We start from the raw sequence: 18,375 nt of genomic DNA on the forward strand, positions 1-18,375 counted from the left end.
TGTTGCGCTCAATGGCTGTCGATCAGACCCAGTTCCCGGGCCTGGGCCTGCGGGTCCTTGATGGATTTGATTCGCCGGGCTTCGGTCAGCAGCTTCTGCCGGTCGGCGGCCGGGATGTCATCAAGGCGCAGCGCCTGCACATCGCTCTCTTGTCCGGCCAGCACCGTCACCAGCAACTGGTTGCGTTGATGGCGGGGCAGGGCACGGGCCGAATTGGCGACGCTGCCGATGGTGTCCAGCGCCTGGCGCGACTGGCCGCCCAGCGCGTAGGCCAGGGCGAGGTTGCAGCGGGTGTCGAGATCGTTGGGGGTCAGCGCGAGACTCTTGGTGAACGCGGCCTGGGCTTCGCTGGCCTGGCCACGCAGGATCTGCGCGATGCCCAGACGGTTGAGCGCTTCGGGCTGATCGGCGTGGGCGCTGGCCTGGGTCAGCACGGTGACGGCGCGGTCCAGTTTGCCTTCGCGCAATTGCGCGGTGCCCAGTCCCAGCAGCGCTGCGGCGTCGTCGGGCTCAAGTTCCAGCGCCTGCTGGTAGGCGCGCTCGGCACCCCGTGCGTCGCCGCTGGCCAGGCGCGTTTCGCCAAGCTTGAGCCAGGCCTGTTGCTGCGCCTGGGGCTGTTGCGTGGCCTTCTCGTAGAGCCCGGCTGCGGTGGCCGGGTCACCGCGTTTTTCAAGGTCGGCGGCCAGGCGCATGAAGCGTTCGTAACTGCTGTCGGCCGCCGGCTGGCTGGCGCAGGAGGCGAGCATCACGCTGCCGGACAACATCAGGGTACGCAGGAAACGGTTGGACATGGACAAGGCTCTTGGGTCGAGAACGGCGGGGCCTCGAAGCGATCGCTCAGGGTCACTGCGCGATCGGGTCGGCTCTCCCGAAAGGGCCTCCATTCTATCCACTTGAGGCGCGATGGCGACCGTTATCTGCGCAGGTTTTTCATGCCTTCGATCATCGCCGACACCCTTTGCCGGAGCCGTCTTCATGGGTAATCGTTTCGTATGGCTGCTGGCTGTGTGGCTGGGCGTGGCCGCACCGGGGATCGCCCTGGCCGAAGAGGCAACGGGCGATAACCCGCAGTGGTTCACCCAGCCCTATGCCTACTTGCTGGTGGAGCAGGACGTGCGCGCCGCGCTGGAAGAATTCGGCCGCAACCTGGGGTTGATCGTGGTCATGTCGGACAAGGTTCACGGCAAGGCCCGCAGCAGCGTACGTGGCCGTTCGGCGGGGGATTTCCTGGCCCAGCTGTGCGAGACCAACGGCCTGAGCTGGTACTACGACGGCAACATCCTGTACCTCAACAGCGACGCCGAAATCGGCACCCGGCTGTTCAAGTCCCAGGAGTTGCAATCGGAGCAACTAGAGGCCTGGCTCAACAGCCTGGACGTGTACGGCAAGCAGTTGTCGTCGCGCTTCGGCCCCGATGGCGACGAGCTGTTCGTGTCCGGGCCGCCGGCGTATCTGAACATGGTTGCGCAGCATGTCGACCAGCAACGTCGCCCGGTCGCCGCCCCCGTCATGCGGGAACGCGGTGTGCGGGTATTTCGCGGCAGCAGCGTTACCGAAGTGAGCAACTGAAGCAGCAAAACCCAACCTGAAGAAGGAGCACAACGATGTCCGTCACTCCCATTGACAGCACCACCCCCAACGTCGGCGCCACCTCCGAGGCACAGTTCAACGCGGCCGTGGACAAGTCCAAGACCGAGATGAGCGATGAGGAGTTCAACGATGCGCTGATCACCCAGGCGGTCACCATCGGCGGGCAGTTCATCATCATGCCCAAGGCCCAGGAAATGCTGAACGAAGCCCAGTCGTCCGAAGACGACGAAGAGTAGGTCGCCACCATGACTGCCAGTCTCGCAGCACCAGCCACGGCGGCATTGCCGCCGTCAGGAGGGCCTGCCGGTGTGCAGGCGTCCCAGAACCTGTTCGAACACATGGCCAGCAATGCCAAGAGCATGCCCGAAGGCGCGAGCCCGCATCAGATCGGCGAAGGTCTCATGGAGCGCTTGAACGGCTTCATCGACCGCTCGCGGACTTTTTCCGAGCGCGCCGAAGGCCTGGCCAATGGCACCGCCCGCAGCAATGCGCCAAGCAGTCCGACATCGGCCAGCGAACCGCAGCGCCTGGCCTCGGCGCAGACGCCGGGCAGTGACGGCCAACCGCCTAAGCGGGTGGCCGAGCAGCAGGTGGACCAGATCGTCAACTCGCTCGGGCGGATGTTCGACTACTCCATCGAAACCCAGATGGTGGTGCGCGGCGCCACGCAGATTTCCGGCTCCGCCAACACGCTTTTGAAAGGTCAATAATTCATGTCCAGCCGTTGTCGTGCCCTGCGTTTGATGATTGTCGTGGTGTTTGCCGGCCTGCTTCAGGCCTGCGACACCGCCCTGTACACCAACCTGGGCGAGCGCGAAGCCAATGCCATGGTCGCGGTGCTGTTGCGCGAAGGCATTGCGGCGTCACGCAAGGTGCAGGACAACGGCCAGCTGTCGGTGGTGGTCGACGAGAAGCGCTTCGCCCAGGCCATGGCGGTGCTGGACAACGCCGGTCTGCCGGGCCAGTCGTTCTCCAACATGGGCCAGGTGTTCAAGAGCAACGGGCTGGTGTCATCACCGGTTCAGGAACGGGCGCAGATGGTCTATGCGCTGAGCGAAGAACTGTCCCACAGCGTGTCGGAAATCGACGGCATTCTCGCGGCACGGGTGCATGTGGTGTTGCCCGACAACGACCTGCTCAAGCGAGTGATTTCGCCATCGTCGGCCTCGGTGCTGGTGCGCTATGACCCGGCCGTCGATATCAATCAACTGATCCCGCAGATCAAGACCCTGGTCGCCAACGGCATCTCGGGGCTGAACTACGACGGTGTCTCGGTGACCGCGATCAAGGCTTCGGTCGCCCGTCAGCAGGCGAACGCTCAGCCGCGCCTGGCGAGTTTCCTGGGCATGTGGATGCTCGAAGACAACGTGCCCCGAGCGCGGATGATTTTCGGCGTGTTGCTGCTGGGTATCCTCGGGCTGGCGGGTGTCCTTGGCTGGCAACAATGGCAGCGCCGCCGCGCCGATGCGCTTTACACGCTGGAGGACGCCCGATGAGCGCGCAGCGCCAGACCTGGCAGGGCTTGCTTGAGCAGCCGCTGAGTTTCGTCCGGCCACAGCACCTGCGCGATTGCCTGCCGGACGGTTTGAGCGATCAACAATGCACGGCACTGCGCAACACGCCGCGCTTCCATGACCGGCTGTTGCGGGTCATGACCGGCCATTTCGACTTGCCGCCGCTGGCGCAGACTTCATCGCCCCACGACAGCGACCTGGCCGTGTTGCTGTTGCCACCTGCGGCGTTCAAGGCCCTGCCGCGCCTGTGCGGGGCGATCTGGCATTCGGCGACCCTGGCCCGTGAAATTCGCAGCGACGTGGTCACCCAGTTGCGCGAGCTGCTGGGCAGCGAAGTGTTCGCCACGGCCCTGGCACATCGTGCGCTGGCCGGGGCCGCTGACTTGTTGCGCCAGCCCGCCGATCTGGTGCAGGCCATCGACCGCGACGGCGCCAGTTGCATCGCCGCCTGGGTCCAACAGCAGCCCGCCGACCTGCGCGCCTGGCTTGCACTGCGCCTGGATCTGCCGGTGGCGGACGGCTCACCCATCGGTGCGGGCGTCGAGATCGTGCGACGTGCCGCCTCGACCTTGAATCAATCCACGGGAGAGGCCGCCTGATGAGCGAACTACCAAGCCGACCTGCGTCGCGAATCATCCGCGCCGAGCAGGCTGATCTGTGGATCGATGGTTATGCGTTCGTTCGTGCTGCCCAGGAGCAGGCGGACACGATCCGCGAGCAGAGCGCCCAGTGGCTGGAGCAGGCCCGCGAGGAGGGCTTCGAGCATGCCCGGCAACAGGGGGCCGAAGAGGTCTCTGCGTTACTGGCGCAGACAGCCGCCAGGGCCGATGCCTGGCTCGGTGGGCTGGAAGTGTCGCTGGCCGATCTGGCGCTGGACATCGTGCGTGAAGTGATCGGCGAGATGGACGAGCCCGAACGTATCCTGCGCTGCACACGCAAGGCGCTGACTGCGTTTCGCCAGGACCAGGCCCTGACCTTGTTCGTCTGTGCAGGGCAAGTCGAAGCGGTGCGTTTGCGCCTGAAATCCGAAGCCGACCACCTGCCGATCACGGTCGAGCCGGACGAGCAACTGCACTCCGGCCAGGCACGCCTGAGCGGGCCGGTCGGTTCGGTGGAACTGGGGCTGGACGCGCAACTGAACAACCTGCGTCGCAGCCTGCTGCCCTTCGTCGATGAGGTGCAGCTTGAGCGTTGACCTTGACGCAATCATCCCGCGCCTTGGCGAGCGCCTGCGCGACGCCCGGCCTCGGCCCATGAAAGGCACGGTGCGCAGCATTCGCGGCGTGTTGCTGCGGGCCAGTGTGGCTGGCGTGCGTATCGGTGAGCTGTGCCAGTTGCGCGACCCCGGCAACGGTCGCAGCCTGGCGGCGGAAGTCATCGGCTTTGAACAGGACGAAGCGATTCTGTCGCCCATCGGTTCGATGGAGGGGCTGTCGACCCGCACGCAAATCATCGCCACCGGCGAGACCCTGGGCGTCAGTGTGGGCGATGCGCAGCTGGGGCGAGTCATCAGCCCCATGGGCGATTTTCTCGACGGTGACGCGCCGCTCGGTGTGCTGCAACGCTACCCGCTGCACGCCGAGCCGCCTGCGCCGTTCGCCCGGCAATTGATCGTCAAGCCGCTGTCTCTGGGCGTGCGCTCCATCGACGGTCTGCTGACCCTCGCCCAGGGCCAGCGCATGGGCATCTTCGGCGAACCGGGCGTCGGCAAGTCGTCCCTGCTGGCGAGCATCGTGCGCCACACCGAGGCGGATGTGATTGTGATCGGCCTGATCGGCGAGCGTGGCCGGGAAGTGCGCGAACTGCTGGACGTGCAACTCGATGCCCAGGCCCGGGCGCGCAGCGTGGCCGTGGTCGCCACCTCTGACCGGCCTGCGGCGGAGCGGGTGCGGGCGGCGTTCGTTGCCACCGCGCTGGCCGAATATCACCGTGACCAGGGGCGCAATGTGCTGTTGCTGATGGACAGCCTGACGCGCTTCGCCCGTGCGCAAAGGGAGATCGGCCTGGCGGTGGGCGAACCTCCGACCCGGCGCGGTTACCCGCCGTCTTTTTTCTCGGCCTTGCCGCGCCTGCTGGAGCGTGCCGGCCCCGGCGCGGTCGGCAGCATCACCGCGCTCTACACCGTGCTCACCGAAGGCGACGTGGCCAGCGATCCGGTGGCCGAAGAGACGCGTTCGATCCTCGACGGCCACATCGTGCTCAGCGCTGAACTCGCCCAGCGTAACTACTTTCCTGCCGTGGACGTGCTGCGCAGCCGCAGCCGTCTGATGGATCAGGTGGCCAGCGAAGAACAGCGCCGCCTGGCCATGCGCATGCGCGACCTGATGGCGCGGCGCAATGAAATCGAAATGCTCATCCGCGTGGGCGAATACGCACCCGGCAGCGATCCGCTGGCCGACGAAGCGATCGCCCGGCACGACGCCATCGAAGCTTTCCTGCGCCAGCCTGCCTCGGAGTCGAGCAGTGCGGCCCAGACCCTCAACCACATGCGCAAGGTCCTGGCGTGACCTTACCGGAGAACCCATGAACACCAATGATCTACGTAGCCTCCAGGCACTGCGTCAGTTGCGCGAACAGCGCGCCTCCAGCCAGTTGGCCGCCCAGCAGCAACGCTGCCGCGAGACCCACAGCGCGCTGGACGACGCCAAGGAGAAACTGCGCCTGCACCGCGAAGCTCTGGCGCGCAAGGCCGAGCAGATCTACGGCAACTTCAGCGAGGGCCTGTCGGTCAGCGCCTGGCAGGCCGCTCAGGACCACCTCGACGAACTGGCCGACAACCAGCGCGCGCTGGAAAGCAGCGTCGATCTGAACGAGCAGGCCCTGGCGGCGCAAGAGCGCGAACGCGATGTGTTCCGTGCCGCGCGCATGGCCCGTCAGCGTCAGGCCGAGGCCTGTGATTCGCTGCTCGACCACCGGCTGCGCAGCGAGCTTCAGGCCCGCGAGCGTCGTGACGAATCAGATGACCTGCCCGTGGCGTCCGCGAGGAGCGGTGCATGACGTGTCGGGAAAGCGCTCCCTGGTCTTCCGGGCCGGGCGCTGACACGCGCATCGAGTGGCGGGCGGGCTGCGATCCACGATGGCTGGCACTGCATAACCGTCTGCATCGCCGCCGCCGAGCCTGGCAGGGAGAGTTTGGCGGGCAGCCGGTCGCGGTGCAGTGGGCCAGCGTTGCGCCGGTCGCTGAACCCTTGCTGGACATTCATCTGACCCTCGGCAGCGCCGCGCTGTTGTTGCAATTGCCGACGGCGGCGCTGGCTTCGCTGGGGCTGGCCGGGCAGGCCGATCACCTGACCGGGTTGCCCGGCACGATGCTGCTGGAGCTGGCGCTGCTGGGTTTCATCGAACCCCTTGAGCGTGCGGCCGGGCGGCCTCTGCAGGTGGTCGAAGCGCCGGAAGTGGCGTTGAGCGAACCGTTCGTGCTGCACCTGACGCTGGAGGTGACCTGCGCCGGCGGCGAACCCCTGGCCGTGCCGCTGCACCTGAGCGCCGAAGCCGCGCAGCTTCTGGCGGATGGACTGGACGCGCACCTGCCTCCCGTCGCCCACGGACTGGCGGCGCTCGGCTGGCAATTGCCGGTGCACGCCGGTGAAGCGCCGCTGAGCGTGGCCGAGCTGCGCAGCCTGCGACCGGGCGATGTGGTGATGCTCGACGACTGGCCCGCAGGCCATGTGCGGCTGGTACTCGACGACCGCTTGCAGGCCCGTGCCGTGCTGGACGGCACCCGCGCAACACTGCTTGAACAACCGATGGCTGTATCTTCTTTGAAGGATGTTTGCATGACTGAATCTGCTGTCGAGTCCGCTGTGGAAAGCTCGCTGGACGAGCTGCCGTTGAAACTGGTGTGTCAGGTCGGCAGTGTCGAACTGTCGCTGGCGCAACTGCGGGAAATGGGTGAGGGCAGCCTGTTGCAACTGACGCCGCAGATGCGCGATGGCGTGGACCTGCTGGTCAATGGCCGGCGCATCGGCCAGGGGCAACTGGTGAAAATGGGCGACGGCCTGGGCGTGCGTCTGTTGAGCCTGGTCACGCCATGAGTGGGTACCAGCCCAACCTGATTGAAATCATTCTGGTCGTTGCCACCATCGGGTTGATCCCGCTGGCGGTGGTGACCCTGACCGGCTTCATGAAGATTTCCGTGGTGCTGTTCCTGATCCGCAACGCCCTGGGCGTGCAGCAGACGCCGCCGAACCTGGTGCTGTACGGCATCGCCCTGATCCTCTCGGTGTACGTGACCACACCCTTGATCGGCGACATGTACCGGCAGGTGGAGGGCCGCGATCTGAACATGGAAAACGTCGAGCAGGTGAAGGAGTTCGGCGATGCCCTGAGGCCGCCGCTGCAAGCGCACCTGTCGCGTTTTGCCAACGAGAGCGAACGCGGGTTCTTCATGCAGGCCACCGAGACCATCTGGTCGCCGGAGGCCCGCGCCGAGCTGCGCGACAACGACCTGGTGGTGCTGGTGCCGGCGTTCGTCAGTTCCGAGCTGACCCGCGCCTTCGAGATCGGCTTTCTGTTGTACATCCCGTTCCTGGTGGTGGATCTGCTGGTCGCCAACGTGCTGATGGCGATGGGCATGTCGATGGTGTCGCCGACGCTGATATCGATACCGCTGAAGATCTTTCTGTTTGTCGCCTTGAGCGGCTGGTCACGGCTGATGCACGGCCTGATATTGAGCTACGGGTGAAGCCATGGGCCAGGACGTCTTTCTATCGTTGATGAACAAGGCGCTGATGACGGTGTTGCTGCTGTCGGCGCCGGCGCTGGGGGTTGCCATCGTCGTGGGCCTGAGCGTCGGCCTGTTGCAGGCCCTGACGCAGATTCAGGACCAGACCCTGCCGCAGGTGGTGAAGCTGGTGGCGGTGCTGCTGGTGATTGTGTTCGTCGGCCCCTTGCTGGCAAGCCAGGTGCTCGAACTGGGCAGCCAGGTGCTGGACAACTTCCCGGCCTGGACGCGCTGACCGACCATGGACGTGAACGTTGCCAATGCCTTTCTCGAAGTGGCGTACCCGGTCATCAGCTCCGCGGCGCTGGCGGCCAGCCGGGCCATGGGTGTGGTAGTCATCACTCCGGCGTTCAATCGCCTGGGCCTGACCGGCATGATCCGTGGCTGCGTGGCGGTGGCCATTGCCGTGCCGATGTTCATGCCGGTGTTCGGCGCGTTCACCGCGCTGCCGGAGCACGGCGGGTTTCTGCTGGTGGGCCTGATGATCAAGGAGCTGCTGATTGGCGTGCTGATCGGGCTGCTGTTCGGCATTCCGTTCTGGGCCGCAGAGGTGGCGGGGGAGCTGGTGGACCTGCAACGCGGCTCGACCATGGCGCAATTGCTCGACCCGCTGGCGTCCGGGGAATCCAGCGTGATGGCGACGCTGTTGACGGTGATGCTGATCGCTCTGTTCTTCATGTCAGGCGGCTTCATCATGATGGTCGACGGTTACTACCACAGCTATCAGTTATGGCCGGTGACCGCCTTCACGCCGCTGTTCGCGAGCTCCGCGCTGATGGCGGTGCTGTCGATACTCGACCAGGTGTCGCGGGTCGGCGTGATCATGGTCGCGCCGCTGATCATCTGCCTGCTGGTCACTGATCTGATGCTTGCCTACCTGTCGCGGATGGCGCCCAGCCTGCACATCTTCGATATGTCGCTGCCGGTGAAGAACCTGTTTTTCACCGTGCTGATGGTGATCTACATCGGCTTCCTGATTCCGGTGATGCTCGACCAACTGGCGGAATTCCGGGGCACCGTGGAGTTCCTCAAAACCCTGGCAGGCTCGGAGTAGGCCCGGACTTGAACAGGAGCCGGCATGGCCGATAGCAGCGAAGAGAAATCCCAGCCGGCCACGGACAAGAAGTTGCGTGATGCGCGGCAGAAGGGCCAGGTCGCCAAGAGCCAGGACCTGGTGTCGGGGATGGTCATCCTGTTCTGCACCCTGTGCATCTCGATCCTGTTGCCCCAGGCGCAGGCGCAGGTGACGGCGTTGCTGGACATGGTTGCGCTGATCTACATCGAGCCGTTCAACACGGTTTGGCCGCGGGTGATCGACACCGCTGAGCAACTGGTGTTGACCATCACCCTGCCGGTGGTTGCGGTGACGGTGGCGGTGGTGGTGCTGACCAACATCATCACCATGCGTGGTGTGGTGTTTGCGGTAGAGCCGATTACGCCGGAGTTCAAGCGGATCAATCCGGCAGAGGGTTTCAAGCGGATTTTTTCCATGCGCAGCTTTGTCGAGTTCCTCAAGGGGCTGGTCAAGCTGTTGCTGCTGGCGCTGGCGTTCTACGTGGTGGGACGCCATGCGTTGCAGGCGCTGATGGAGTCGTCGCGCTGTGGCGCTGGCTGCATCGAGTCGACCTTTTATCTGGTGCTCAAGCCGTTGATGTTCACGGTGCTGGCGGCGTTTCTGCTGGTGGGTGGCGTCGATGTGCTGATGCAGCGCTGGCTGTTCGGGCGTGACATGAAGATGACCCGCAGTGAGCAGAAGCGTGAGCGCAAGGATGTCGATGGCGATCCGCTGATCAAGAGCGAGCGGCAGCGCCAACGTCGGGAGATGCAGGCGCTGGCGACCAAGCTTGGCCTGGCCCGCGCGTCGCTGATGATCGGCACGGCGGACAGTTGGGTGATCGGGGTGCGCTATGTGCGGGGGGAAACCCCGGTGCCGGTGGTGGTGTGCCGTGCTGAGCCTGAGGATGCGCAGGCGATGCTGGCGCAGGCGGCGACGTTGGGCATCGCTCATGGCATGGATGCAAGGCTTGCGAATGAGATAGCCAGGCGTGCAGTGCCGGGTGATCCGGTGCCGGACAATACCTTTCAGGCGGTGGCGGATCTGCTGGTGGCGGCGCGGTTGATCTGAGGATTTCCCTGCGTTGCGCCACATATTGATCGTTCCCACGCGCTGCGTGGTAACTGCCGTCTTGACGCTCCGCGTTTTGGGTTGACGCGGAGATTGGGTGTATATCCGTTTGCGGTGGTGGTGATGATTCACCTTTGCGCCCTTACGGCGCGTTACTTTGTTTCGGCAAAGTAACCAAACCATTTGCGACAGGCTGGGCCTCGACTTCGTCTCGGTTCCCTCCCTCCGGCGTCGTTCCGGGGGCACGCCGTGATGGGCCGTCCCTGGCCCGCACGGCTTTCGCGGCGTCCTGCCGCTCATCCCCCTCCACGACACCTGCGCTCGGCCTGGCGCCTTAACGTCGCGTTCGGCGGCGCCTGCACCATCGCGTAAGAAGATCAAAAGCCAGATCAAAATCTCTGGCTAAACCCCGCCCCGTAGCAGCACGGCTTGCCGGCGGGGGCGTCTTCAAAATCGCCGACGCCGGCAAGCCGGGATGCTACGACCTTGGGATATGGCGAAGAAATGAAACTCACCCCAACCCTGTAGGAGCGCGCTTGCCCGCGACGGCATCCTCAAGGCCACATTCGCCAGAACGCCCGACGCAACCCCACGTAGCAGCCGGGCTTGCCCGCGGGAGCGATCTGTAGGGCACCACCACCGCCAGGCCTTCACCGGAGCCCATCATGCAAACGATTGCGCCTCGGGCTTTAATTATCTGGTTGGCAGACCAGATCATCTTTCTCTTCCAGCCGGTTGAGGTCGGCGCACAGTTGGATCGACCAGAAGCTCGCGCCCTGGGCGATGGCTTCGCTCTGGGCCTCTTGCAGGACCTGGTGGGCCTGGGCGATCAGGGTGTCGTCCTGGGCGAGCAACTGCGCTTTGGTGCGCAGCAGTTCCGGCACCAGCCAGCGTTCCTGGCGGCCGATTGCGGTGTCCAGCGTCTGTTCGATCACTTCCAGCGCGCGGTGCGCCAGCCCGAGCATCGCCAGGCCTTTTGCATATTCGCAACGCATCAGGCTGTAGAGCGGGCTGCCGCCCTGATCCTGCAACTGTTCCAGCACCTCGCCCAAGTGCGGCAGGGCTTCTTCGGCGGCGCCCTGGCGGATCTGCAGGATGTGCTCGAAACAGTGGGCGAACTGGCGCCACAGGTACAGGTCGTGCCCCTCCATGCTGTCTTGCAGCACGGACAGATAATGCCGGGTTTTATCCAGCCGCCCAGACAACAAGGTGATCGGGATCGCGCTCAGGCTCAGGGTGTACCAGAGAGTGGCAGGGTGGTTGAGGCGGATGGCCTGGCTGACGCTCTGCTCAAGGGCCAGCAGCGCCGTGTTCACGTCACCCTGCAGCAACTGGATCTGCGCCTTGAGCGAGCTGGCCGCGATGCGCTGGTCGAAGTGCAGGTCGATCAGGTGGGTGTTCGCCGACAACGGCGAACTCAAGGCCTCGACCACGGTGCGATGAGCATCCTCCAGCCGTCCCATGTGGAACAGGGCGGCGGCGCGCATGCGCAATCCCAGCAGCTTGCGTTCGCTGCGGCTGCAATCGCGGATCAGCTCGACGTAGCTGTCCGCCAGTTCCAGCGCGGCGACGTACTGGTTGCGGCAACTCAGGTCATTCCACATGCCCCACAACGCACGCAGTTTGTGTTCGGTGTCGTTCAGGGCGTGGGCGTCTTCGCTGACTTGCAGCCAGGCTTCGCGGATTTTCGTGCCGCCACCGAACGTCAGGGTCATGACGCTGGCCGAGATGGTCAGCAACTGCATGCGCTGACGCTGCGGGATCTGCGCATGTTCACCCGCCGGTTGCAGGCCTCGGCTGACCCAGTCATAGCATTCGGCAGTCAGGGACAGGCGCAGCCACAGCGGCGCGCTGACCAACGTCAGCTCGACCGCCAGTTCGCGGTCGCCCTGTGGCGAGTAGGCCCACTCCAGCGCCGCGCGAACGCTATCGACATCTGCGCCGTAGCGCGCAAGCCACGCCTGCGGAGTGGTCCCGACCAGGTCCTGCACCGATTTGTGCAACTCATCGAGCGCCCAGTCGGCGTGACGCAGTGCGGTGGCATCGGTTTCGCCGTGTTCTTCCAGCTTGTGCTGTGCGTAGAGGCGGGTGGTTTCCAGCAGGCGATAACGCTTGATGGCGTTGCGCTCGCGTGACATCACCAGCGATTTATCCAGCAGGCTTTCCATCAGTTGCGCTGAAACCTCGGCAGGCACGTCGATCACCGCCTGCACCGCATTGAGGGTGAACAGACCGGTGAACACCGACAGTTGGCGCAGCATGGCCTGTTCCTGCGCCGACAGCATCGCGTAGGTCCAGTCCAGCGCTGCGCCAAGGGTTCTATGCCGGGGCAGGGCGGTGCGTCGGCCGGTCATCTGCAAGCGGAAACCCCCGTCGAGCATTTCCGGCAAGTGGGCGATGCCGAACGCCTTGACCCGTGCAGCGGCGATCTCGATAGCCAGCGCGTTGCCGTCCAGTTTGCGGCAGATCGCCGCTGCGGCCTGCACGTCGCGATCACGGAATACGTAACCCAGGTCATGGGCGGCGATACGCTCGACCAGCAGCTCAATGGCCGGGTACTGCATCGCCTGCTCGGTATTCAGGTCAGGGGCGTCGGGCGGGTAGGGCAGCGGCGCCAGTTCATGCACGAACTCGCCCTGGGCGCGCAGCGGCTCGCGACTGGTGACCAGCACCGAGCATTGGCGGGCGTCGTGCAGGATTACTTCGATGGCAGTCGCGGTTTCTTCGAGCACGTGCTCGCAGTTGTCCAGAATCAGCAGCACCTTGTTGGCGGCCAGCCGCCTGGCAATCCCGCGCAGCGGATCCTCGGCGTTGCACTCGATCTTCAGCGCCGCAGCGATGACCACATGCACCAGTTGCCCACGGCTCACCGACGCAAGATCGATGAAACACACGCCTTGCCCGTAGTGCGGCTGCACGCGGTCGGCCAAGGCCTGGGCGACGGTGGTCTTGCCGATGCCAGCGTGGCCGGTGATGGTCACGAAGCGGCGAGCCTCGAGCTGCTCACCGAGCACCGCCAGCAGTTTCTCCCGGCCGAAGACGGGCCGGGTGCTGAACTGCACCTCGGGCTGAGCGGGGCTGACGGCCTGCACGTCATGAACGGCAGGGGCAATGATCGGCGCGACGAAGCGATAGCCGCGTCCCGGCACAGTCACGATCCAGGTCGAGTCCCCGTCATCGCCCAGGGCCCGACGCAGGGTCAGGACCTGCGCGCGCAGGTTGCATTCCTCGACCACGACCTTCGGCCAGACCAGCCCCAGCAGTTCGGACTTTTCAAGCAATTCGCCGGGACGGGTGGCCATGGCGATGAGCAGCAACATCGCCCGGCTCCCCAACTGCACGGGCTCGCCATTTTTCAGCAACTGGTGATGCTGAGGTATGAGCGCAAAGGGACCGAAACAGATCGCGTCATCCGGGACGGGGAAATCCAGACCGCTTCCTTGGTCGGATCTTTCAGGACTGAATCTGTCGAAACTCATCGCATACCTTTAAAAGATGAAGGTCTGGATAGCCTGGTAGACCGTCAGCTTGTATCCAGAATCAACGGGTATGCAAGAGTTTCCGACACATTGGTTACTATTTGTGTGTTCTGCGTCGCAAAGGCTCTGAACAGGCCCTTCCACAGGTTTTTAACCCACTGGTTAGTGAGTGCGTGGCGCTGTGCAGGAATCTCGCAGTGTCTTGCGAGGTACGCGTCGGGCGAAGTCGCCTGAGCGCTGGATGGCGGAGGTTGTATCAGAAGAGGATGCGCCCGGGCGGGCGCACCTCATGTCGGGAATCGATCCTGAGAACTTATTCGTCCCAGGCGCGATCGCCGTTTTCGTCCTTGATGCGGGTCGGCAGGCCCATCACGTCCAGCGCCTTGAGGAACGCCTTGGCAGGCAGCTCTTCGACGTTGACCATGCGGTTCACATCCCACTCGCCACGGGCAACCAGCAGGGCTGCGGCCACGGGCGGCACGCCTGCGGTGTAGGAGATGCCCTGGCTGTCGGTTTCGGCGAAGGCTTCTTCGTGGTCGGCTACGTTGTAGATGAACACTTCGCGCGCCTTGCCGTCCTTGGTGCCTTTGACCAGGTCGCCAATGCAGGTCTTGCCGGTGTAGCCCGGCGCCAGCGAGGCAGGGTCAGGCAGCACGGCCTTGACCACTTTGAGCGGCACGATCTCGACGCCTTCGGCGGTCTTGACCGGTTGCTCGGAGAGCAGGCCCAGGTTCTTCAGCACGGTGAACACGTTGATGTAGTGCGCGCCGAAGCTCATCCAGAAGCGGACGTTGGGCACGTCGAGGTTCTTGGAGATCGAGTGCACTTCATCGTGACCGGTGAGGTACAGGTCCTGGGAGCCTACGACTGGCAGGTCGTCGGTGCGCTTGACTTCGAACATGGTGTTGCTGGTCCACTGGCTGTTCTGCCAGCTCCACACTTGTCCGGTGAACTCGCGGAAGTTGATTTCCGGATCGAAGTTGGTGGCAAAGTATTTGCCGTGCGAGCCGGCATTGACGTCGAGGATGTCGATCGAATCAATGCGGTCGAAATATTCTTGCTGCGCCAGTGCGGCGTAGGCATTGACCACACCCGGGTCGAAACCGATACCGAGAATGGCGGTGATGTTCTTCTGTTGGCATTCCTCGAGGTGTTTCCACTCGTAGTTGCCATACCAGGGCGGCGTTTCGCAGACCTTGCCCGGCTCTTCGTGGATAGCGGTATCCAGGTAAGCCACGCCGGTGTCGATGCAGGCACGCAGGACCGACATGTTGAGGAAGGAGGAGCCGACGTTGATCACGATCTGGGACTCGGTCTCCAGAATCAGCGATTTGGTCGCTTCGATGTCCAGCGCGTTCAGGGCGTAGGCCTTGATCTCCGCAGGCTGCTTGAGGCTGCCCTTGGCGTTGACGCTGTCGATGATGGCCTGGCACTTGGAGATGTTACGCGACGCGATAGCAATACGACCGAGTTCGTCGTTGTGCTGCGCGCACTTGTGGGCCACCACCTTGGCGACACCTCCCGCACCAATGATAAGAACGTTCTTCTTCAATTTGTTTCTCTCTCCTTAAAATCCGCCAGCTTACGAGAGGCTGGACAGGTAATCGTCAAAACCGAACTCACGAACCACCTCGACAGTACCGTCGAGTTGTTTCACTGCAATGGACGGCATTTTCAGGCCGTTGAACCAGTTCTTCTTGACCATGGTGTAACCCGCGGCGTCAACGAACGACAGACGGTCGCCGATGGCCAGCGGACGCTCGAATTGGTATTCACCGAAGATGTCTCCGGCCAGGCACGACTTGCCGCATACCATGTACGTGTGATCGCCTGCGCTTGGGGCGAGTTTCGCGTCCAGGCGGTAGATCAGCAGGTCCAGCATGTGGGCTTCGATAGAGCTGTCGACCACGGCCAGGTTCTTGCCGTTGAACAGGGTGTCGAGCACGGTCACTTCCAGCGAGGCGCTCTGGGTGATCGCCGCTTCGCCCGGCTCCAGGTAAACCTGCACGCCGTACTTCTGCGAGAAGGCCTTCAGGCGCGCGCAGAACTGGTCCAGCGGATAGCCTTCGCCGGTGAAGTGGATGCCGCCGCCCAGGCTGACCCACTCGACCTTGTGCAGCAGGTGGCCGAAGCGCTCTTCGATGGTCGACAGCATCTGGTCGAACAGGCTGAAATCGCCGTTCTCGCAGTTGTTGTGGAACATGAAGCCGGTGATCTCGCCGATCACCTTCTCGATTTTAGCCGGGTCCCATTCACCCAGGCGGCTGAACGGACGAGCCGGGTCGGCCAGCAGGTAGTCAGAGCTGCTGACCTGCGGGTTGACGCGCAAGCCGCGGACCTTGCCGGCGCAGGCAGGGGCGTGGCGCTCCAGCTGGCTGATGGAGTTGAAGATGATCTTGTCGCAGTTGTCGAGCATCTCCTCGATCTCGTCATCTGCCCAGGCCACGCTGTAGGCGTGCGCTTCGCCGGCGAACTTCTGGCGACCCAGTTTCAGCTCGTACAGCGAGGAGGAGGTGGTCCCGTCCATGTATTGCTGCATCAGGTCGAACACCGACCAGGTCGCAAAGCACTTGAGGGCCAACAGGGCTTTCGCACCGGAGTTCTCGCGCATGTAGGCGATCTTTTCCATGTTGCGCAGCAGCTTTTGTTTGTCGATGAGGTAGTACGGCGTTTTGATCATTTCGTGGCCTCCAGCAATGCCAGCCGAAAAAGGACGGCGATTGTGCCTTCACTCGCAGGGGATCGAAAGGGCGAAACCGATTTTTTGCGTCCAGATGCGACGCAACAGCCCGGAATTGCCCATTGCTGAAACATTTTGACGCCTGTTTGACCGCCCAAGTCCCCCGCCTGCCTGACAACTCTTTCACTGTGCACGGCTTTTGTTTCAGCCATCATTTGGCAATCAAAAGCGTGACAAAATGTCGCAATTGCTTCCAGACGAGTAAGATAGGCCCCCTGATTTTTCCACCCCCTCATTTTTTCGGACGGAGCCTGCGTCGAGCGTCGTGAAAGACCGACCTCCGGGGCATCCCTTCGGGCATGTATTGATAGAGCAAATAGAGAAAAGGCGATTACTGATGACCAAAACTTCGCGACCTTTATATATTTCCTACGCTGGCCCCTCGCTGCTGGAGATGCCGCTGCTCAACAAGGGCAGTGCTTTCACGCCGCAGGAGCGTGTGGATTTCAACCTGATCGGCCTGTTGCCACAGAACGTTGAAACCATCGAAGAGCAGGTGACCCGCGTCTACAACCAGTACCAGCAATGCGCGAGCGACCTGGACAAGCACATCTACCTGCGCTCGATCCAGGACAACAACGAAACCTTGTTCTTCCGCCTGCTGGACTCGCATCTGGAAGAGATGCTGCCGATCATCTACACCCCGACCGTGGGCCAGGCGTGCCAGGAATTCTCCAAGATCTACCGCACCCACCGCGGCCTGTTCATTTCCTACCCTGACCGCGACCGCATCGACGACATCCTGCGCAGCGCAACCAAGGATCGCATCAAGATCATCGTGGTGACCGACAGCGAGCGCATCCTGGGCCTTGGCGACCAGGGCATTGGCGGCATGGGCATCCCGATCGGCAAGCTGTCGCTGTACACCGCCTGTGGCGGTATCAGCCCGGCCTACACGCTGCCGATCGTGCTGGACGTGGGCACCAACAACCAGGAACTGCTGGACGACCCGATGTACATGGGCTGGCGCCACAAGCGCGTGACCGGCAAGGAGTACGAAGACTTCGTTGCGCTGTTCATCGAAGCCGTTCAGCGCCGCTGGCCGGACGTGCTGCTGCAGTTCGAAGACTTCGCCCAGACCAACGCCATGCCGTTGCTGGAGAAGTACCGCGACGAGCTGTGCTGCTTCAACGACGACATCCAGGGCACCGCGTCGGTGGCCGTGGGTACCTTGCTGGCCGCGTGCAAGGCCAAGAACGAAACCCTGGGCCAGCAGCGCGTGGTGTTCCTGGGCGCAGGTTCAGCCGGTTGCGGCATCGCCGAGCACATCATCGCGGCCATGGTCATCGAAGGCCTGAGCGAAGCCGAAGCGCGCAAGCGCGTGATGATGGTCGACCGTTTCGGCCTGCTGACCGACAGCATGGACAACCTGCTGGACTTCCAGAAGAACCTCGCACAGAAAGCTGGCGACGTGGCGGGCTGGTCCTCGTCCGAAGAGTATCCGGGCCTGCTCGACGTGGTCACCAACGGCAAGCCGACCGTGCTGATCGGTGTGTCCGGCCAGCGTGGCCTGTTCACCGAGCAGATCATCCGCGAAATGCACAAGCACTGCGCCAAGCCGCTGGTGATGCCGCTGTCCAACCCGACCTCGAAGGTCGAAGTCACGCCGCAGGAAGTCCTGACCTGGACCAACGGCGACGCGCTGGTGGCCACCGGTAGTCCGTTTGCACCGGTGACTGTGGGCGATCGCACGTTCCACATTGCCCAGTGCAACAACTCCTACATCTTCCCGGGCATCGGCCTGGGTGTGATCGCGGCAAAGGCTACGCGCATCACCGACAAGATGCTGATGGCAGCGTCCAACGCGCTGGCTGAATGCTCGCCGATGGTCACCGGCAAAGGCGATGCAGTATTGCCGCCGCTCAAGGAAATTCAGGAAGTGAGCAAGAAGATCGCCCTGGCCGTGGCCAAACAGGCCCAGGCTGAGAACGTCGCGCTGGAAACCACCGAAGAGATGCTGGTGGAAGCCATCGAGCGTCACTTCTGGATGCCCAACTACCGCAGCTATCGCCGTAGCGCGGTGTAAGCCCGACTCGACGCAGTCCTCGTAGCAGCACGGCTTGCCGGCGGGGGCGGTGTGTCAGCCGACATATCCGTCACTGACCCACCGCTCCCGCCGGCAAGCGGAGCGCCGCCCGGCCGGGCTGCTACGGACGGCGCGATTTGCAAAAGACCGCCTCACAAGGCGGTCTTTTGTTTTGCAG

18 protein-coding genes are annotated in these 18,375 nt (G+C 63.5%); 14 read left to right on the forward strand and 4 right to left on the reverse strand.

Going from position 1 to position 18,375, the window contains the following annotated elements; all coding sequences use genetic code 11:
- Positions 1 to 8: 8 nt before the first annotated feature.
- On the reverse strand, positions 9 to 791 hold the full coding sequence (locus NPS29_RS20090; RefSeq protein ID WP_274134573.1) for a tetratricopeptide repeat protein: 783 nt from the start codon (positions 789 to 791) through the stop codon (positions 9 to 11).
- A gap of 184 nt (positions 792 to 975) precedes the next feature.
- Between NPS29_RS20090 and NPS29_RS20095 the strand changes: the two genes are divergently transcribed.
- Genes NPS29_RS20095 through NPS29_RS20155 form a run of 13 tightly spaced genes read left to right on the forward strand, consistent with a single transcriptional unit; the run spans position 976 to position 9,952 of the window.
- Positions 976 to 1,569 carry a type III secretion protein gene (locus NPS29_RS20095; protein WP_274134575.1) on the forward strand — a complete coding sequence of 198 codons (594 nt, stop codon included), beginning with the start codon at positions 976 to 978 and terminating at the stop codon, positions 1,567 to 1,569.
- Positions 1,570 to 1,604: 35 nt separating this feature from the next.
- Positions 1,605 to 1,826, forward strand: coding sequence for a hypothetical protein (locus tag NPS29_RS20100; protein WP_274134576.1), 222 nt, complete (start codon positions 1,605 to 1,607; stop codon positions 1,824 to 1,826).
- Between the two features lie 9 nt (positions 1,827 to 1,835).
- A complete protein-coding gene (locus NPS29_RS20105) occupies positions 1,836 to 2,300 on the forward strand; it encodes a hypothetical protein (RefSeq protein ID WP_274134578.1) in 465 nt (154 codons plus the stop codon).
- Between the two features lie 3 nt (positions 2,301 to 2,303).
- Positions 2,304 to 3,086, forward strand: coding sequence for a type III secretion system inner membrane ring lipoprotein SctJ (gene sctJ, locus NPS29_RS20110; RefSeq protein WP_274134580.1), 783 nt, complete (start codon positions 2,304 to 2,306; stop codon positions 3,084 to 3,086).
- Positions 3,083 to 3,703 carry a type III secretion protein gene (locus NPS29_RS20115; RefSeq protein WP_274134582.1) on the forward strand — a complete coding sequence of 207 codons (621 nt, stop codon included), beginning with the start codon at positions 3,083 to 3,085 and terminating at the stop codon, positions 3,701 to 3,703. Before sctJ ends, NPS29_RS20115 begins: the two co-directional genes overlap by 4 nt.
- The gene (sctL, locus tag NPS29_RS20120; protein ID WP_274134583.1) at positions 3,703 to 4,299 is read left to right on the forward strand and encodes a type III secretion system stator protein SctL; all 597 of its coding nucleotides are present in this window, start codon (positions 3,703 to 3,705) and stop codon (positions 4,297 to 4,299) included. Before NPS29_RS20115 ends, sctL begins: the two co-directional genes overlap by 1 nt.
- Positions 4,277 to 5,611 carry a FliI/YscN family ATPase gene (locus NPS29_RS20125; protein WP_274134584.1) on the forward strand — a complete coding sequence of 445 codons (1,335 nt, stop codon included), beginning with the start codon at positions 4,277 to 4,279 and terminating at the stop codon, positions 5,609 to 5,611. Before sctL ends, NPS29_RS20125 begins: the two co-directional genes overlap by 23 nt.
- 16 nt (positions 5,612 to 5,627) lie before the next feature.
- A complete protein-coding gene (locus NPS29_RS20130) occupies positions 5,628 to 6,101 on the forward strand; it encodes a hypothetical protein (RefSeq protein WP_274134585.1) in 474 nt (157 codons plus the stop codon).
- A complete protein-coding gene (sctQ, locus tag NPS29_RS20135) occupies positions 6,098 to 7,138 on the forward strand; it encodes a type III secretion system cytoplasmic ring protein SctQ (protein ID WP_274134587.1) in 1,041 nt (346 codons plus the stop codon). The genes NPS29_RS20130 and sctQ overlap by 4 nt, the downstream gene beginning before the upstream one ends.
- Complete coding sequence (gene sctR, locus NPS29_RS20140) at positions 7,135 to 7,788, forward strand: type III secretion system export apparatus subunit SctR (RefSeq protein WP_274134588.1); 654 nt, start codon at positions 7,135 to 7,137, stop codon at positions 7,786 to 7,788. Before sctQ ends, sctR begins: the two co-directional genes overlap by 4 nt.
- A gap of 4 nt (positions 7,789 to 7,792) precedes the next feature.
- Positions 7,793 to 8,062, forward strand: coding sequence for a type III secretion system export apparatus subunit SctS (gene sctS, locus NPS29_RS20145; RefSeq protein WP_274134589.1), 270 nt, complete (start codon positions 7,793 to 7,795; stop codon positions 8,060 to 8,062).
- Between the two features lie 6 nt (positions 8,063 to 8,068).
- On the forward strand, positions 8,069 to 8,881 hold the full coding sequence (gene sctT / locus NPS29_RS20150; protein ID WP_274134590.1) for a type III secretion system export apparatus subunit SctT: 813 nt from the start codon (positions 8,069 to 8,071) through the stop codon (positions 8,879 to 8,881).
- Between the two features lie 24 nt (positions 8,882 to 8,905).
- Positions 8,906 to 9,952: an EscU/YscU/HrcU family type III secretion system export apparatus switch protein gene (locus NPS29_RS20155; RefSeq protein ID WP_274134591.1), complete on the forward strand. Its 1,047-nt coding sequence runs from the start codon at positions 8,906 to 8,908 to the stop codon at positions 9,950 to 9,952.
- A gap of 689 nt (positions 9,953 to 10,641) precedes the next feature.
- Here NPS29_RS20155 and NPS29_RS20160 read toward each other — a convergent pair.
- The 3 genes from NPS29_RS20160 to NPS29_RS20170 all read right to left on the reverse strand — a co-directional run bounded on the left by NPS29_RS20160 (position 10,642) and on the right by NPS29_RS20170 (position 16,111).
- Complete coding sequence (locus NPS29_RS20160) at positions 10,642 to 13,431, reverse strand: ATP-binding protein (RefSeq protein WP_274134592.1); 2,790 nt, start codon at positions 13,429 to 13,431, stop codon at positions 10,642 to 10,644.
- Between the two features lie 313 nt (positions 13,432 to 13,744).
- Positions 13,745 to 14,983: a saccharopine dehydrogenase family protein gene (locus NPS29_RS20165; protein WP_274134593.1), complete on the reverse strand. Its 1,239-nt coding sequence runs from the start codon at positions 14,981 to 14,983 to the stop codon at positions 13,745 to 13,747.
- Between the two features lie 30 nt (positions 14,984 to 15,013).
- Positions 15,014 to 16,111, reverse strand: a complete 1,098-nt coding sequence (locus NPS29_RS20170) for a carboxynorspermidine decarboxylase (RefSeq protein ID WP_274134595.1) — start codon at positions 16,109 to 16,111, stop codon at positions 15,014 to 15,016.
- A 397-nt stretch (positions 16,112 to 16,508) separates the two neighbouring features.
- Between NPS29_RS20170 and NPS29_RS20175 the strand changes: the two genes are divergently transcribed.
- Positions 16,509 to 18,197 carry an NAD-dependent malic enzyme gene (locus tag NPS29_RS20175; protein WP_274134596.1) on the forward strand — a complete coding sequence of 563 codons (1,689 nt, stop codon included), beginning with the start codon at positions 16,509 to 16,511 and terminating at the stop codon, positions 18,195 to 18,197.
- Positions 18,198 to 18,375 lie beyond the last annotated feature (178 nt).

The sequence above is a fragment of the Pseudomonas putida genome, assembly GCF_028682175.1.
Taxonomy (GTDB): Bacteria; Pseudomonadota; Gammaproteobacteria; order Pseudomonadales; family Pseudomonadaceae; genus Aquipseudomonas; species Aquipseudomonas putida_AD.

Coding starts and splice junctions, on each gene's coding strand:
- sctL (WP_274134583.1), top strand. CDS start 3,703: ATGAGCGAACTACCAAGCCGACCTGCGTCGCGAATCATCCGCGCCGAG.
- NPS29_RS20160 (WP_274134592.1), bottom strand. CDS start 13,431: ATGAGTTTCGACAGATTCAGTCCTGAAAGATCCGACCAAGGAAGCGGT.
- NPS29_RS20125 (WP_274134584.1), top strand. CDS start 4,277: ATGAGGTGCAGCTTGAGCGTTGACCTTGACGCAATCATCCCGCGCCTT.
- sctS (WP_274134589.1), top strand. CDS start 7,793: ATGGGCCAGGACGTCTTTCTATCGTTGATGAACAAGGCGCTGATGACG.
- NPS29_RS20155 (WP_274134591.1), top strand. CDS start 8,906: ATGGCCGATAGCAGCGAAGAGAAATCCCAGCCGGCCACGGACAAGAAG.
- NPS29_RS20095 (WP_274134575.1), top strand. CDS start 976: ATGGGTAATCGTTTCGTATGGCTGCTGGCTGTGTGGCTGGGCGTGGCC.
- NPS29_RS20115 (WP_274134582.1), top strand. CDS start 3,083: ATGAGCGCGCAGCGCCAGACCTGGCAGGGCTTGCTTGAGCAGCCGCTG.
- sctJ (WP_274134580.1), top strand. CDS start 2,304: ATGTCCAGCCGTTGTCGTGCCCTGCGTTTGATGATTGTCGTGGTGTTT.
- NPS29_RS20170 (WP_274134595.1), bottom strand. CDS start 16,111: ATGATCAAAACGCCGTACTACCTCATCGACAAACAAAAGCTGCTGCGC.
- NPS29_RS20090 (WP_274134573.1), bottom strand. CDS start 791: ATGTCCAACCGTTTCCTGCGTACCCTGATGTTGTCCGGCAGCGTGATG.
- NPS29_RS20130 (WP_274134585.1), top strand. CDS start 5,628: ATGAACACCAATGATCTACGTAGCCTCCAGGCACTGCGTCAGTTGCGC.
- sctR (WP_274134588.1), top strand. CDS start 7,135: ATGAGTGGGTACCAGCCCAACCTGATTGAAATCATTCTGGTCGTTGCC.
- NPS29_RS20175 (WP_274134596.1), top strand. CDS start 16,509: ATGACCAAAACTTCGCGACCTTTATATATTTCCTACGCTGGCCCCTCG.
- sctT (WP_274134590.1), top strand. CDS start 8,069: ATGGACGTGAACGTTGCCAATGCCTTTCTCGAAGTGGCGTACCCGGTC.
- NPS29_RS20100 (WP_274134576.1), top strand. CDS start 1,605: ATGTCCGTCACTCCCATTGACAGCACCACCCCCAACGTCGGCGCCACC.
- NPS29_RS20105 (WP_274134578.1), top strand. CDS start 1,836: ATGACTGCCAGTCTCGCAGCACCAGCCACGGCGGCATTGCCGCCGTCA.
- sctQ (WP_274134587.1), top strand. CDS start 6,098: ATGACGTGTCGGGAAAGCGCTCCCTGGTCTTCCGGGCCGGGCGCTGAC.